Below are 14,668 nucleotides of genomic sequence, written 5' to 3'. Positions count from 1 at the left end.
TCCGCAGGCCGGTCCGGGAGCGAGGACTCCGTGGGCCGGTCCGGGGGCGAGGGCTCCGCGCAGGCCGGGGTCAGGCGCGGCGGAGGTGGAACGTCAGGCCCAGGTCCTCGTCGCGGTGGGCCGGGAGGTCCTCCTGGGCGCCCTCGGTGAGGGACGCGGCCAGGACCTCCTCGGCGACCGTGCCGCCGCCGGAGCGCAGCGCGGCGGCCAGGTCGGGCGAGGAGGCCGTCCACCACAGGTCGATGCGGTCGGTGATCGACAGGCCGGAGGACTTGCGGGCCTCCTGGACCAGGCGGATCACCTCGCGCAGCAGGCCCGCGCGGCGCAGCTCGTCGGACAGCTCCAGGTCGAGGGCGACGGTCTCGCCGGTGCCGGTGCCGATGGCGCCGGTCTCCACGGCCCAGCCCGCGCGCGGCTGCTCGGTGACGATCACCTCGTCGGGGCCGAGCATGATCTCGCCCAGCTCGTCCGCCTCGATCATGACGGGGGTGCCGCCACGCAGCGTGCGGGCCACGCGGGTGGCGTCGGCGGCGGTCACCGCGGCGGCCACCAGCTTGGTACGCGACCCGAACCGCTTCCCGAGCGCCCGGAAGTTCGGCTTCACCGTGTACGACACGAGATCAGCGTCGAATCCGGACATGTCCTCAAGGGCCTGGACGTTCAGCTCGTCCGCCACCAGCCCTCGCAGCTCGGCGGGCAGCGACGGCCAGTCGTGCGCGCCCACCAGCGCCCGGCGCAGCGGCTGCCGCGTCTTCACGCCGGAGGAGGCGCGCGCCGAGCGGCCCAGCTCGACCAGCCGGCGCACCAGGGCCATCTGGTCCGACAGCGCCGGGTCGAGCAGGTCCTCGCGCACCTGCGGCCAGCTGGTCAGGTGGACCGAGGAGGGCGCGCCGGGCGCGCGCAGCACGTCCCAGAGGTAGTCGGTGACGAACGGCGTGATCGGCGCCATCAGCCGGGTGACCGTCTCCAGGCACTCGTACAGGGTGGCGAACGCCTCGCGCGAACCCTGCCAGAAGCGGCGGCGCGAGCGGCGGACGTACCAGTTGGACAGGTCGTCGAGGAAGTCGGCCAGGCGGCGGCCGGCACGCTGGGTGTCGTACTCGTCCAGGGACGCGGTGACCTCGGCGACCGTCCGGTGCAGCTCGGCCAGCACCCAGCGGTCCAGCAGCGGACGCTCGGCGGCCGGGGGAGCGGGCTCGGACGGGCTCCAGGACTCGGCGTTGGCGTACAGGGTGAAGAAGGAGGAGGTGTTCCACAGGGTCAGCAGGACCTTGCGGACGATCTCCTCCAGCGCGTTGTGCCCCACCCGGCGGGCCGCCCACGGCGATCCGGAGCAGGCCATGAACCAGCGCAGCGCGTCGGCGCCGTGCTGGTCCATCAGTGGGATCGGCTCCAGGATGTTGCCCAGGTGCTTGCTCATCTTGCGGCCGTCCTCGGCCAGGATGAGGCCGAGGCAGAGCACGTTCTCGTAGGAGGACTGGCCGAAGACCAGCGTGCCGACCGCCATCAGCGAGTAGAACCAGCCGCGGGTCTGGTCGGTGGCCTCGCAGATGAACTGCGCGGGGTAGACGCCCTCCGGCTTGCCGTGCTCGCCCCACTGCGCGAACGGCATCGAGCCCGAGTCGTACCAGGCGTCGATGACGTCGGGCACGCGGGTGGCGAGCGCGCCGCAGGAGGGACAGTCGAAGGTCACGTCGTCGACGTAGGGGCGGTGCGGGTCGAGCGCGGAGACGTCCTGGCCGGCCAGCGTGCCCAGCTCGGCCAGCGAGCCGACGCAGGTGACGTGGCTCTCGTCGGCCGAGCACACCCACAGCGGCAGCGGCGTGCCCCAGTAGCGCGAGCGCGACAGCGACCAGTCGACGTTGTTGCGCAGCCACTCGCCGAACCGGCCCCACTTGATGGTCTCGGGGAACCAGTTGGTGTTGGCGTTCTCCGACAACATCTGGTCCTTGACCGCGGTGGTGCGGATGTACCAGGACGGGAGCGCGTAGTACAGCAGCGCGGTGTGGCAGCGCCAGCAGTGGGGGTAGGCGTGCTCGAAGTGCGTGCCCCGGTACAGCAGGCCGCGCCGGCGCAGGTCCTCGGTGAGCTCCTCGTCGGCGTCCTTGAAGAAGCGGCCGCCGACCATGGGGACGTCGTCGAGGAAGCGGCCGTCGGGGCCGATCGGGTTGACGATCGGCATGTCGTACCGCTTGATGACGGCCATGTCGTCGGCGCCGAAGGCGGGGGCCTGGTGGACCAGGCCGGTGCCGTCCTCGACGGTGACGTAGTCGCCGAGCACGACGTAGTGGGCGCCGGGGATGTCGACCAGGTCGAAGGGGCGGCTGTAGCGGGTGCGCTCCAGCTCGCGGCCCGTGCAGCGGGCCACCTCGGTGACGTCCTCGCCGAGGACGGACAGCAGCGGCTCGGCCACCACCAGCACCTCGCCGTCGGCGGTCCTGGCCGCGACGTAGGTGACGTCGGGGTGCACGGCGACGGCCGTGTTGGACACCAGCGTCCAGGGCGTGGTGGTCCAGATCAGCAGCGCCGCGCCCAGCTCGGCCAGCGGCCCGGACGTCACGGGCATGCGCACGTAGACCGACGGGCTGGAGACGTTCTCGTAGCCGCCCGGCTGGCCCAGCTCGTGGTCGGACAGGCCGGTGCCGCAGCGCGGGCAGTACGGCGTGATGCGGAAGTCGCGGAACAGCAGCCCCTTGTCGAAGACGACCTTCAGCGACCACCAGACCGACTCGATGTAGGACGGGTCCATCGTCCGGTACGCCTGGGACAGGTCGATCCAGTAGCCCATGCGCTCGGTCATCTGCTCGAACGCGTCGACGTGCCGCAGCACCGACTCGCGGCACTTGGCGTTGAACTCGGCGATGCCGTAGTCCTCGATGTCCTTCTTGCCGGTCAGGCCCAGCTCACGCTCGATGCCGACCTCGACGGGCAGGCCGTGGCAGTCCCAGCCGGCCTTGCGCGGGACGCTGAAGCCGCGCATCGACTTGTAGCGCGGGAACAGGTCCTTGAACACCCGGGCCTCGACGTGGTGCACGCCGGGCAGGCCGTTGGCGGTGGGCGGGCCCTCGTAGAACACCCAGGCGGGGTTGCCGGCGTTCTGCTCGACGGACCGCTCGAAGATCTTCCCGTCCCGCCAGCGGTCGAGGACCTCGCGCTCGAGCGCGGGCAGGTCGACCTGCGCGGGAAGAGAGCGGAATGATGGGGAAGACATGTCGGGCGGGACCTCCACGCGTCGTCGGCCGGTTGTGGCGTGCGCGAAGGGACGAAGCCTCGCGGCTCCGCGGTACCACCCTTCTTGGCCTCCGGAGGAGGCCCTCTTCATTCGCTTGCTGCCGGGTCTAGTGAGCTCTGCCGAGCCGTTCTTCCGGCGGCTCCGGGGTGATATCCCTCACAGCGGGGCCCCATCAACGCCTTGCAGTCTCAAACCATAACGCAGAGTGGAGCCGAAGACTTCCAGGTTTCCTCCCGCAGGCGGCGGCGTTGGTAGGCAAGGAGGAAATTTGTGGGAATGGACGTCCCCGGGGAGGAGTTGAACGGGCGAGGCGGGATAGTACGGGTGAGGTAAACCATCCGGCGGGTCGTTTGCCGTTCCGTTATGAGGATCCTAAGCTGCCCGCACCATTCACGGCCTTGATCAGCATGGAGGCAGCCATGGCGGCAGTCACGCAGACCGCTACACCGTCGATGTGGTCGGAAGAGGAGCTGGCCGAGGTACGCGGCCGGCTGCGGACCGAGATCGACGAGCTCGAGGCCGACATCCTCCGCCACGAGTCGGAGATAGCCTCTGGTGACGTCACCCAGGGCGCGGGCGACGACCAGGCGGACGCCGGCGCCAAGACGTACGAGCGCGAACGCGAGATCGCCCTTACCCTGAATGCGCGCGATCTGGTCGCGCAGAACGAACGTGCGATCGCCAGGATCGACGCAGGGACCTATGGAGTGTGCGAATCGTGCCACAAGCCGATCGGCAAGGAACGTCTTCAGGCGTTCCCGAGGGCGACGCTGTGCGTGGCCTGCAAGCAGAAGGAGGAACGCCGCTAGGCAGGCCACGCGGACGTCTCCTCGCGATCCTCACCTCGCTGGCGGTCGTCGTCTACGCGGCTGACCTGATCAGCAAGACGATCGTGCTGCGAACGCTCGAAGGCAAGGCGCCGCTCGTCGTCCTCCAGGACGTCCTGCAGTTCCGGGTGATCTTCAACTCGGGCGCGGCGTTCAGCATCGGCACGGGGATGACGTTCGTGTTCACGTTCATCGCGGCGGGCGTGGTGGTGGCGATCGTGCGCACCGCGCGCAAGCTCCACAGCCTGCCGTGGGCGATCACCCTCGGGCTGCTCCTCGGCGGGGCGCTCGGCAACCTGACCGACAGGCTGCTGCGCTACCCGTCGGGGTTCGGCCGCTCGACGCAGCTCCAGGGGCACGTCGTGGACTTCATCGAGGTGCTGCCCGGGCACTTCCCGGTGATCGACTACTTCCCGGTGTTCAACGTCGCCGACTCGGCGATCGTCTGCGGCGGCATCCTGGCGGTGCTGCTGGCCTGGCGCAACGTGCAGATCGACGGCACCAGGGAGACCGACACCACCGCGGGGGACACCGCGGGGACCGGGAAGGAGCCCCAGGATGGCTGAGCGGCGGAGTCTGCCCGTCCCCGACGGGCTGGAGGGCGAGCGCGTCGACGCGGCGATCTCGCGGCTGTTCGGCTTCTCGCGCACCCGCGCGGCCGAGCTGATCGCCGCCGGCGAGGTGCAGGTCGACGGCGGGCAGCCGGCCAAGTCCGACCGCGTGCACGCCGGCGCCTGGCTGGAGGTGACGCTGCCGCCCCCGGCCAGCACGCCGATGCCGGTGGCCGAGCCGGTGCCCGGCATGACGATCGTCTACGAGGACGACGACATCATCGTGGTCAACAAGCCGATCGGGGTGGCCGCCCATCCCACCGTCGGCTGGACCGGCCCGACCGTGATCGGTGGCCTGCTCGGCGCCGGCCACACGATCGCCACCAGCGGCGCGGCCGAGCGGCAGGGCATCGTCCACCGGCTCGACGCCAACACCACGGGCGCGATGGCCGTGGCCAAGAGCGAGCACGCGTACTCGGCGCTGAAGCGGGCCTTCAAGGAGCGCACGGTCGACAAGCGCTACCACGCGCTGGTCCAGGGCCACCCCGACCCGTTCAGGGGCACCGTCGACGCGCCCATCGACCGCCACCCCTCGGGCGAGGGCAAGTTCGCCGTGGTCGCGGGCGGCAAGCCGTCGGTCACCCACTACGACACGATCGAGGCGTTCCGGGCGGCCTCGCTGCTCGACATCAAGCTGGAGACCGGCCGTACGCACCAGATCCGCGTGCACATGTCGGCCCTGCGCCACCCCTGCGTCGGCGACATGCTCTACGGCGCCGACCCCACGCTCGCGGCCCGGCTGGGCGTCACCCGGCAGTGGCTGCACGCGGTCTCGCTCGGCTTCGAGCACCCGGCCACCGGCGAGTGGATGTCCTTCAGCACCGACTACCCCGAGGACCTGCAGAAGGCGCTCGACGCCGTCGCCGCCGACACCTGAGCCGGCCGCTACTCCTCGCCGTCCTGCGACGGGTCGACCTGGCCGGGGGTCCTGGAGGGGGCGTCGTCCTTCTTGTCCTCCTGCTCGTCCCGCTGGGCCGCCGACCTGGTCGGCGTCGGCTTCTTCGCCGGGGACTTCGCGGGGGTGCTGGTCCGTTCACCGCTGGTGGGCGAGGGGGCGCTGCGCCGGGGCGCGGCGGACCGCGAGGGAGGCGAGGTCGCGGGGGCGGGCTCGGAGTCGGTGACGGCGGTCTTCGGCGCGTCCGTCGGGGCGTCGGTCGGGGCGTCGCTGCCGGGCGGGGTGACGACCGCCGGGATCGTCGGGGCGCGGCCCTGCACCGGCTGGTCCGACTGCTTCGTCCACCAGGCCGCGCCGCCGGTGACCAGGCCCACGAGCAACGCGCCCGCCGCGACGGCCAGGATCGGCGCCCTGCGCGGACGGCGTACGGCCATCGGGGGCACCGGCACCGGGCCGGTCTGCTCCAGCGGCCCGCCGGTCAGGACCAGTCTCAGCCGCTGCTCGGCCTCCTCCAGCGACATGCGCTGCGCGGGATTCTTGCGCAGCAGCCCGAGCAGCACGGGGGCGAGCACGCCGGCGCGGGCCAGCGGTTCCGGCTCGGCGTGCATGACCGCGCCGAGCGTGGCCAGGGCGTTGTCCCGGTGGAAGGGCGAGTGGCCCTCGACCGCCATGTACAGCGTCACGCCCAGCGACCACAGGTCGGAGGCGGGCCTGGCCTGGCCGCCGGCCGCCCGTTCCGGGGCCATGAAGGCGGGGGTGCCGATGAGGATGCCGGTCCTGGTGACGGGGGCCTCGTCCTCGGTGGTGGCGATGCCGAAGTCGGTGAGCACCGCCCGGCCGTCCTCGGTCAGCAGCACGTTGTCGGGCTTGACGTCACGATGCAGCACGCCCGCCGCGTGCGCGGCGCGCAGCGCCTCCAGCAGTTGCAACCCGATGGCGGCGACCTTGGCCGGCGGCAGCGGGCCGTCGGCGCGGATGGTCTCGCCCAAGGTACGGGAGTGCACGAGCTGCATGACGATCCACGGATGCCCGCCCTCCTCCAGCACGTCGTAGACGGCCGCCACCCCCGGATGCGCCACCCGGCCGGCCGCCCGCGCCTCGCGGAACGTGCGCACGGCGAACACCTCGCGCTCAGGGCCGCTCAGATCCGGCGGCGGCAGCACCTCCTTGACGGCCACGTCACGGCCGAGCACCTCGTCGTGCGCCTGCCACACGGTTCCCATACCGCCCTGGCCGATCGTCCTGAGCAGCCGGTAGCGGCCACCGACCATCCCCGCAGAATCGGACATGCACGGCGACTACCCAAGAAACATCCGGGCAAGCGCGGTGACGACGGCCGCCGCCGCCAGGATCACCAGGAACGGCGCCCGCAGCACCAGGGCGACCACGGCCGCCACCAGCCCCGCCGTACGCGCCGGGTCGAACGCGAGCCTGCCCTGCTCGGTGAACATCTGCACCGCGATCAGCGCCGACAGCAGCGCCACGGGCACCAGCTCGGCGAACCTGCGCACCGCCGGATGGTCCAGCACCCGGCGCGGCGCGGCCAGCCCGGCCAGCTTGAGCGCGTAGCAGCCGAGGCAGACCGCGACGATCGCCCACCACGCCGTCATCGCACCATCACCACCAGCACCGCGACCGCCGACAGCAGCACCGGCACGCCCGGCGGGAAGAAGGGGCTGGCCGCCAGTGCGACCGCCGCCCCGGCCACCGCGAGCACCCGCAGCCGCCCGCTGCCGGCCAGCCGCGGCCACAGGATGGCCAGGAAGGTGGCCGGGCCCACGGCGTCGAGCCCGAGCACGCGCGGGTCGCCCAGGAAGGACGTGCCGACCGCGCCGGCCAGGGTGGTGAGGTTCCAGGTGACGTACAGGCTGGCGAAGGTGGTGAGGAAGCCGGTGCGCGCCGACGGCTCGTCCGGCTGGGCCAGCGTGACGGCCGTGGTCTCGTCGATCACGCCGTGGGCGGCCAGCAGCCGGCGCGGGCCGCGGACGTTCAGCAGGTCGGCCAGGCGCAGGCCGTAAAGGGTGTTGCGGCCGCCGAGCAGCAGCGCGCCCGCGGCCGCGGCCGTCAGGTCGCCGCCCGCGCCGATCGCCCCGGCCAGCGCGAACTGCGAGGCGCCGGTGAAGGCCAGCAGGCTCAGCACGCACGCCTGGGGCACGCTGAGCCCGGCGGTGATCGCCGCCGCGCCGAACGCGAGACCGGACAACCCCACGGCCAGACCCACACCGAGGCCGTCACGCACCGCGGCGGAACGGCGAGTTGTCGTTTCCATGGGAAACAGCTTATGAACTGGGCAAATATCCGGTCTTGTACGTTCCTGCGGCCTTTTGGTAGGCGGCGGGTGGCACGCCCACGACGCGCTTGAAGTGCCGGTTCAGGTGGGCCTGGTCGGTGAAGCCCACGTCGGCCGCCACCTGCGCCGGACGTACCCCCTCAAGGAGCAGCCGGCGGGCCTGCCGCACACGCAGCGAGGTGAGATAGGCGTGTGGCGGCAGACCCGTCACGGCCTTGAACGCGCGCAGCAGCGGGAACGGCCGCACCCCCACCGCCGCCGCCAGCGCCTCCAGCGTCGGCGGGTCGAGCAGGCTCTCGTGCAGCAGCGCCATCGCCTCGCGCACCGCCCGCCGGCCCGCGCCCGGCGGGCTCGCGTCCGGCCTGGGCGCGGCGTGCCTGCTCAGCAGCCGGGCGAACAGCGTGCGCGACAACGTGGAGGCGGCCAGCGCGTCGCCGCGCTCGGCCGCCTGGTGCGCCCGCCCGAGCAGCGCCGCCACCTCCGGGTCGCGCACCACCTGCCGGGGGAAGTACGGGGTGGCCAGGGGCGCGTCGAGCTCGGCCGCGATCCCGGCCAGCGCCTCGACCGACGGATACAACATCCGGTACGCCCACCCGCCCGGCGTGCCCGCCTGGCCGGTGTGCACCGAGTCCGGGTTGACCAGCACCAGCTCGCCCGCGCCCGCCCGGTGCAGGGTGCCGCGGTAGTCGAACTCCTCCACGCCCGCCACGATCAGCCCGATGGCGTACCCGTCGTGGACGTGCCGGGAGAAGCGGTGGGTGACGTAGCGGGCCTTGAGCAGGTCGGTCTCGGGGACCGCCGGATGCCGCCAGAACCGGGCCCGCTCGCGCTCGCCGTCGTGCTCCGGCGTCATTCCGGGCGGAAGGTCTTGACGAAGGTGTCGAACCAGTGCCGGTCGGCGGCCCAGCGGGAGTCGAGGGTCTCCCAGTACAGGGCGTACGGGCGGCCGGCCGCGGTGTGGAAGCCGCGGTTGATGACGTGGATGAGCTGCCCCTTGCGCATCTGGGTGAACTCCCAGTCGGAGGCGCGCAGGCCGAGGTATTCGGTGGGGGTGATGCCGATCCTGGTGTAGTGGTCGAACTCGCCCTTGGCCTTGATCTCCTTCTCCAGGCCGAGCCAGTGCTGTTGCGGGTCCTTCCACGGGATGTCGGGGACGGTCCACTCGACGATCATCGCGCCGGGGGTGCCGGGGCCGGACAGGCGGATGCTGTCCCTGGTGGGGTTCTTGGCGGCGGTCCAGGTCTTGGGGACGGCCATGGAGAAGTGGCCGGCGGCGCTGGTGAAGGGGCGCCAGCCGGCGGGCACCGCCGGGGCCGTGGCGGTCGGCTCGCCGGTGGGTTCGCCGGTGGGTTCCTCGCTCGGCTGCGGGCTCGGCTCGGGCGTCGGGGACTTCGACGGGGACTTCGACGGCGGTGTCGAGGGGGCGGGGACCGGTTCGCCGGTGGCGGGCGGCTGGGCGCCGGCCGTCGGGGTGGGCGTGGCGGACCCTGACAACCGGTCGTAGAGCAGCACGCCGCCGCCGCCCAGGAGCGCCAGGGCGGCCACCGTGGCGGGCACCGCGATCCACATCGTCCGGCCGCGCCGCCGCGGGTCTCCCGGGACCGTCCGGTGCGGCGGCCGCGCGTCGCCGGTGACGGGCTGCGCTCCCTGCGGCGACGGGTAAGGGCCGCTGGGGGCGGGGTGGGAGCCGATGGGGGTGGCGGGCGGGCCGTGCGGGGGTCGGCCTTGGGGGTACGGGCCGGGGGCGGCGGGGGCCGGGAAGGGGGCCGACCACATGGGGGTCTGGTCGGCCAGCAGCGGCTGCCCGGTCGCCACCTGGTGGAGCAGCCGCGCCGCCTCGCCGGCCGGCATCCTGGCCGCCGGGTCGCGCCGCAGCAGCCCCATGACGACCGGCTGCAACGCCCCCGCCCGCACGGGCGGCTCGGGCTCGTCGCGCAGCACCGCCGCCACCGTGGCCGCCCACGAGTCGCGCTTGAACGGCGGCCGCCCCTCCACCGCCGCGTACAGGGTGGCCCCCAGCGACCACAGGTCGGATTCCGGACGGGCGGCCTCGCCGTTGAGCCGCTCCGGCGGCATGTACGCCGGGGTGCCCACCAGCCCGCCGGTCGCCGTCAGCCCCGACTCGGCCTCCAGCGCGGCGATGCCGAAGTCGGTCAGCACGACCCTGCCGTCGTCGGCCAGCAGCACGTTCTCGGGCTTCACGTCACGATGGAGCACCCCGGTGGCGTGGGCGGCCCGCAGCGCGTCGAGCACCCGGCCGCCGACCATCGCCACCAGCGCCGCCGGCAGCGGCCCGCGCTCGCCGATCACCTCGGCCAGCGAACGGGACCGGACGAGCTGCATCACGATCCACGGCCGCCCGTCCTCCTCGACGACGTCGTGGATGACGATCACCGACGGGTGGTCGAGGCGGCCGGCTGCCCTGGCCTCCCTGATGGTCCTGCGGTTGAGGTCGGCCCGCTTGGCGTCGCCGACGCCCGTGTAGCGGACCTCCTTGATCGCCACCGTACGGTCGAGCAGCTCGTCGTAGGCACGCCAGACCACCCCCATGCCGCCCTCCCCGAGGGGCTCGATGAGGCGATACCGGTTGCTGACCTGCCTTTCCACGCAGGGAAGCCTACTTGGCGGGTTTGAAGGTCGCGGCGAAGCCCTCGAAGAAGTGGTAGTCCTTCTTCCAGTGGCTGTTGAGGGTGTGCCAGTAGATGGCGTACGCCTTCCCGTTCTCGGTGATGAAGCCGCGGTCGCGCACCCGGGTCTTGCCCGTGTTGGTGTTCCAGGTGAAGTCCCAGTCGGCGGCGGCCTTCATGTAGTCGACCTTCTTGATGCCGATCTTCTTGTAGCCGCCGAAGTTGTGCTTGAGCGACGGCTCCTGCTTCTTCCAGTCCTTGTACGGGTCCTTGCCGGGCTTGGCCGCCTCCTCGATCATCAGGTAGGCGTTCGAGGCCGCGCCGGGGCCCTTGAACTTGACCTGACGGCCACCGCGGTCCCAGACGTCCCAGCCCTTGGGGAGCCCGATGGAGAAGCCGAGCTCCTTGTCCTTGTACATCTTCCAGCCGCTGGGCAGCGGGTCGGCGTCCTCGGTCTTGTCCGGCGTGGCCGAGGGCGAGGAGGACGGCGAGGACGAGGGCGTGCTCGTGGCCGGCGGCTTCGACTCGGTGCCCGAGGCGGGCGCGGACGTCGAGGTGTGGGCCTTGGCCGACTGCCTGGCCTGCGGCGGCCTGGAGGAGTGGTCCTCGGGGGCCGAGCGCAGGCCGAGATAGCCGCCGACCCCGGCGACCAGCACGACCGCCGCGGCGGCCAGCGCGATCGGCCCGAACTTGCGGCCCTCCTGGCGGCTGCCCACCGTGGGCTCGCCGGTGAGCTCGTCGGGAAGCGCGGTGTCCCTGGTCACGGGCGGGATCCGGCGGCCGGCCCCGACGGGCGGCGGCGTGCCGGCGGCCCTGCTCCTCGGCGTGGGCGCGGTCCGGGGCGCGGGCCTCGGCGTGGTCCGGGGCGGGGTCCGGGGGGCGGACCTGGGCGGGGGGACGGCCAGGTCGGGGTCGGTCGGGGTGTCGTCCTCGTCCTCGACGGGATCCGGGGCGGGGACGGCGGCGCGCAGCTTCCGGCTGGGGAACCGCCTGGTCTCCGCCGGGCTCGACGCGGTGGCGGCCTCGCGCAGCATCCGCGCGGCCTCCTCGTACGTCAGGCGCTGCACCGGCTCCTTGACCAGCAGCCCGCTGATCACCCCGGCCAGCGGCCCGGCGTGCGGCGCGGGGTCGGGCTCGTCGGTCAGGACCGCGTGCATGGTGGCCAGCGCCATGCCGCGCTCGTGCGGCGAGCGGCCCTCCACGGCCGTGTAGAGCGTCGCGCCCAGCGACCACAGGTCGGACTCGCGGCGCGCGGGCAGCCCCTTGAGCCGCTCGGGCGCGATGAAGGCGGGGGTGCCCGCCAGGCCCGTCACGGTGAGCTGCGTCTCGGTCTCCAGCGTGGCGATGCCGAAGTCGGTCAGCACGACCCTGCCGTCGTCGGCCAGCAGCACGTTCTCGGGCTTGACGTCGCGGTGGAGCACCCCGGCCTCGTGCGCCCGGTGCAGCGCGTCGAGCACGGCCACGCCGATCTCGGCCACCCGCTCGGGCGGCAGCGGCCCCTCCTGCTTGATCACCGCCCCCAGGGAGCGCGACTGGACCAGCTGCATGACGATCCAGGGCCGGCCGTCCTCCTCGATCACGTCGTGGACGACGATCACGTTGGGGTGCTCGAACCTGGCCGCGGCCCGCGCCTCGCGCATCGTGCGCCGGTTGAGCAGCTGCACCTCGTCGCCCAGGGCAGCGGCGTAGCGGACTTCCTTGATGGCGACGGTGCGGTCGAGGAGCTCGTCGTGGGCGCGCCAGACGATGCCCATGCCGCCCTTGCCGATGGGCTCCAGCAGCTCGTACCGGCCGGCGATGCGGCGTCCGTCCTGCTTGCGATCCGACATCAACGGCCTCAAACCCTCCCTCTCGGCCAAGAAATACTCCCATAGCGAGGGATCATCGGCGACTCGCCGGAAGGTCAGTCCGCCATATGAGAAGGAACGTCCAGCAGGTGGAGGCGGGTGTAAGGTTTCAGACATGACTTGTCGCTACACCTTTACCGAGCCGGCTCCGGGAGGGCCGGTCGTCAGCTAGCGACCACCTGGAGTCGGCACAAGGCAGAGACGCCCCGTCTCTGCCTTTTTGGTTTTCCTGCCGGCTTCGCTGGGCCGGCCCGAGTGGGGAGTCGAGATGACAACGACCTTGGAGCGGCACATGGTGACGATCGGCGGGCTGCGCGTGGGCCACGGCCCGGCCGTGGTGATCGGCGGGCGGGTGAGCCTGCGCCCGCATCGCGGGCAGGTCGACGCGCGTGAGGCGCTGGGGGAGCGGGCCACGCTGGTGGAGCCGTACTCGGCGGCCGACCTGCCGGCGATCGCGGCGCTGGCCGACGCCGTGGTGGTGGGGGCCACGTGGACGCGCGACATCCCGCTGGTGCGGGCGGCGGCCGGGCTCGGGCTGCCGGTGGTGGTCGAGCGGCGGCCGTCGGCGTCGGTGGAGGAATGGGTGGGCCTGGCCGGCTACTGCGCCGCCGAGGGGAACGATCAAGTGGTCCTGTGCGAGGGGGGCCGGCTCGACCTCGGGGTGCTGCGGGCGGCGCGGGCCGCGTCGGGGCGTCCGGTGCTGGCCGACGTCTCGCGCGACCCGGGGCTGGCGGCGGCGGCCGTGGCGGCGGGCGCCGACGGCCTCGTGGTCGCCGGGCCCGCCGGCTCTGGCGGCTCCGGCGCGTCCGGGCGGGCGGAGGAGGCTGCGGACGTGCGGGCGGCCGAGGAGGCCGTGACGCTGGTCGGCGCGTTGTTGCGGCCGGAGTCGCCGGCCACGCTGGCCGAGTGCCGGGAGGCGATCGACCGGGTCGACGCGGCGCTGGCCACCCTCCTGGAGCGGCGCGCCGCCCTGGCGGGGGTCGTGCAGCGGCTCAAGCCGGTGGGCGGGTTCGCGGGGCGCGACCTGGCGCGGGAGCGGGCGCTGGTGGCGCGGATGGCGGCGCGGGCGCCCCAGCTGGGCGAGGAGCGGCTGGCGTCCGTCATGAACGCCGTCATCGAGGCGGGCCTCCACCTGGCCGAGGAACGCGCCCGCTCCTGAGCCCCCCTGAGCCGCGGGCGGGCCCCCTCTTGGCCAGCGCTGAGCCGCGGCGGGCCGCCTCTGAGCCGCAGGAGGGCCTTGGCCACCGCCGAGCCGCGGCGGGCCGTGTCTGAGTCACGCCTGAGCCGTGGGCAGGCCACCCGTCCGCTTGCGGCTCAGGGGGTGGTGAGGCGGTAGTTGTGCAACGGGCGGCCGGGGCCGGCGGCGATCTGCTGGTTGATCAGCTCGGCGAATCGGCGGTAGCCGTCGCCGGTGGGGTGGAAGCTGCGGGCGTTGACGGTCAGCGGGTCCATGTCCACGGCCAGGCTGTTGAGGTACGGCTGCGGCGTGCCGGCCTCGTGGCCGGTGAACGCCTCGTAGGCGTCGACGTACTCGACGCTGCCGGGGGCGCCGAGGCCGGCCAGGCCGCGGTCGTGCTCGGCCGTGACGGCGCCCACCGTGTCGTTGAGCCGGCGCGTGACGGAGTTGAGCCACCGCTGGTCGGCCACGCTCAGGTTGTCGACCGTGCGGACCGGCGAGACGGGGAACGGCCTGGGGTAGCCGAGGACGATGATCCGGGCCCCCGGCGCGCGGGCGCGCAGCTCGCCGAGCACCCTGGTCAGGCTGGGCCGCAGCTCGGCGATGCGCCGGGCGACGGCGGCGTCCTGGTTGACGCAGGCCGACGACCAGGGCAGCTTGACGATGCACCCGGTCAGGACGTCGGTGAACCCGGCGTCGTTGCCGCCGATGCTCAGCGTCACCAGGCTGGCCGACGGGCCGACGCGGGTGATCTGGGGCCGCTGGCCGTACTGGCCGGACAGGAGCTGGCGGGTGGTGGCGCCGCTGCAGGCGTAGAAGGCGCTGCCGCCGGTGAACGGGTGGGCCTGCGCCACCAGCGGGACGTAGGAGCCGCGGGCGCGGTGGCAGCGGTCGGCGCCGTCGTTGACGGGGCCGGCGTCCTGCTCGTAGACGCCCTCGCCGGAGGAGTAGGAGTCGCCGAGCGCGACGTACGTGCCGCTCAGCGCGGCCTGGACGGGCGTCAGCCGGGTCAGCCGCGGCAGCCGGCCGGGCGGCTCCTGGAGCGGCCCGCAGCCGGGGGAGAGCACGGCGCAGGCGAGCTTCGGGTAGACGCCCAGCGGCACGCCGATCAGCGCGAGCGCGGCTCCCACCGCCGCTGCCGCCGCCACGACCCGCCACACCT

The 14,668-nt window shown here is 73.2% G+C and carries 12 protein-coding genes; 4 read left to right on the top strand and 8 right to left on the bottom strand.

The features are described 5' to 3' along the window. Nucleotides 1-70 precede the first annotated feature (70 nt). Complete coding sequence (ileS, locus tag ACFYYW_RS11170) at nt 71-3,211, bottom strand: isoleucine--tRNA ligase (protein WP_387647384.1); 3,141 nt, start codon at nt 3,209-3,211, stop codon at nt 71-73. Between the two features lie 440 nt (nt 3,212-3,651). On the opposite strand from ileS, the gene ACFYYW_RS11165 reads away from it, so the two are divergent. Genes ACFYYW_RS11165 through ACFYYW_RS11155 form a run of 3 tightly spaced genes read left to right on the top strand, consistent with a single transcriptional unit; the run spans nt 3,652 to nt 5,547 of the window. Beyond that, nucleotides 3,652-4,041 (top strand): TraR/DksA C4-type zinc finger protein, encoded by a 390-nt coding sequence (locus tag ACFYYW_RS11165; RefSeq protein WP_357705396.1) that lies wholly within the window; start codon nt 3,652-3,654, stop codon nt 4,039-4,041. Between the two features lie 26 nt (nt 4,042-4,067). Continuing rightward, nucleotides 4,068-4,625, top strand: a complete 558-nt coding sequence (lspA, locus tag ACFYYW_RS11160; RefSeq protein WP_387648888.1) for a signal peptidase II — start codon at nt 4,068-4,070, stop codon at nt 4,623-4,625. Further along, nucleotides 4,618-5,547, top strand: coding sequence for an RluA family pseudouridine synthase (locus ACFYYW_RS11155; protein WP_387647381.1), 930 nt, complete (start codon nt 4,618-4,620; stop codon nt 5,545-5,547). Before lspA ends, ACFYYW_RS11155 begins: the two co-directional genes overlap by 8 nt. A gap of 8 nt (nt 5,548-5,555) precedes the next feature. Here ACFYYW_RS11155 and ACFYYW_RS11150 read toward each other — a convergent pair whose 3' ends face one another. Genes ACFYYW_RS11150 through ACFYYW_RS11125 form a run of 6 tightly spaced genes read right to left on the bottom strand, consistent with a single transcriptional unit; the run spans nt 5,556 to nt 12,311 of the window. Beyond that, a complete protein-coding gene (locus ACFYYW_RS11150) occupies nt 5,556-6,854 on the bottom strand; it encodes a protein kinase (protein ID WP_387647378.1) in 1,299 nt (432 codons plus the stop codon). A gap of 9 nt (nt 6,855-6,863) precedes the next feature. Continuing rightward, nucleotides 6,864-7,175: an AzlD domain-containing protein gene (locus tag ACFYYW_RS11145; protein ID WP_387647375.1), complete on the bottom strand. Its 312-nt coding sequence runs from the start codon at nt 7,173-7,175 to the stop codon at nt 6,864-6,866. Continuing rightward, the gene (locus ACFYYW_RS11140; protein WP_387647372.1) at nt 7,172-7,834 is read right to left on the bottom strand and encodes an AzlC family ABC transporter permease; all 663 of its coding nucleotides are present in this window, start codon (nt 7,832-7,834) and stop codon (nt 7,172-7,174) included. Before ACFYYW_RS11140 ends, ACFYYW_RS11145 begins: the two co-directional genes overlap by 4 nt. 10 nt (nt 7,835-7,844) lie before the next feature. Then, nucleotides 7,845-8,708 (bottom strand): AraC family ligand binding domain-containing protein, encoded by an 864-nt coding sequence (locus ACFYYW_RS11135; RefSeq protein ID WP_387647370.1) that lies wholly within the window; start codon nt 8,706-8,708, stop codon nt 7,845-7,847. Continuing rightward, nucleotides 8,705-10,462 (bottom strand): protein kinase, encoded by a 1,758-nt coding sequence (locus tag ACFYYW_RS11130; RefSeq protein ID WP_387647367.1) that lies wholly within the window; start codon nt 10,460-10,462, stop codon nt 8,705-8,707. Before ACFYYW_RS11130 ends, ACFYYW_RS11135 begins: the two co-directional genes overlap by 4 nt. Nucleotides 10,463-10,472: 10 nt before the next feature. Next, nucleotides 10,473-12,311 (bottom strand): serine/threonine-protein kinase, encoded by a 1,839-nt coding sequence (locus tag ACFYYW_RS11125; RefSeq protein ID WP_387647365.1) that lies wholly within the window; start codon nt 12,309-12,311, stop codon nt 10,473-10,475. 286 nt (nt 12,312-12,597) lie between these two features. Here ACFYYW_RS11125 and ACFYYW_RS11120 point away from each other — a divergent pair, with 286 nt between their 5' ends. Then, a complete protein-coding gene (locus ACFYYW_RS11120) occupies nt 12,598-13,488 on the top strand; it encodes a chorismate mutase (RefSeq protein ID WP_387647362.1) in 891 nt (296 codons plus the stop codon). A 155-nt stretch (nt 13,489-13,643) separates the two neighbouring features. Here the strand turns inward: ACFYYW_RS11120 and ACFYYW_RS11115 are convergent, their stop codons facing one another. After that, nucleotides 13,644-14,654, bottom strand: coding sequence for an SGNH/GDSL hydrolase family protein (locus ACFYYW_RS11115; RefSeq protein ID WP_387647358.1), 1,011 nt, complete (start codon nt 14,652-14,654; stop codon nt 13,644-13,646). Nucleotides 14,655-14,668 lie beyond the last annotated feature (14 nt).

The sequence above is a fragment of the Nonomuraea sp. NPDC001831 genome (genome assembly GCF_042892035.1).
Lineage (GTDB): Bacteria > Actinomycetota > Actinomycetes > Streptosporangiales > Streptosporangiaceae > Nonomuraea.
This window is presented reverse-complemented; position numbering and strand designations above follow the sequence as displayed.

Bases quoted from the DNA above. Each gene is read 5' to 3' on its own strand.
- ACFYYW_RS11140 (WP_387647372.1), bottom strand. From the start codon at position 7,834: ATGGAAACGACAACTCGCCGTTCCGCCGCGGTGCGTGACGGCCTCGGT.
- ileS (WP_387647384.1), bottom strand. From the start codon at position 3,211: ATGTCTTCCCCATCATTCCGCTCTCTTCCCGCGCAGGTCGACCTGCCC.
- ACFYYW_RS11120 (WP_387647362.1), top strand. From the start codon at position 12,598: ATGACAACGACCTTGGAGCGGCACATGGTGACGATCGGCGGGCTGCGC.
- ACFYYW_RS11145 (WP_387647375.1), bottom strand. From the start codon at position 7,175: ATGACGGCGTGGTGGGCGATCGTCGCGGTCTGCCTCGGCTGCTACGCG.
- ACFYYW_RS11165 (WP_357705396.1), top strand. From the start codon at position 3,652: ATGGCGGCAGTCACGCAGACCGCTACACCGTCGATGTGGTCGGAAGAG.
- ACFYYW_RS11150 (WP_387647378.1), bottom strand. From the start codon at position 6,854: ATGTCCGATTCTGCGGGGATGGTCGGTGGCCGCTACCGGCTGCTCAGG.
- ACFYYW_RS11135 (WP_387647370.1), bottom strand. From the start codon at position 8,708: ATGACGCCGGAGCACGACGGCGAGCGCGAGCGGGCCCGGTTCTGGCGG.
- ACFYYW_RS11125 (WP_387647365.1), bottom strand. From the start codon at position 12,311: ATGTCGGATCGCAAGCAGGACGGACGCCGCATCGCCGGCCGGTACGAG.
- ACFYYW_RS11155 (WP_387647381.1), top strand. From the start codon at position 4,618: ATGGCTGAGCGGCGGAGTCTGCCCGTCCCCGACGGGCTGGAGGGCGAG.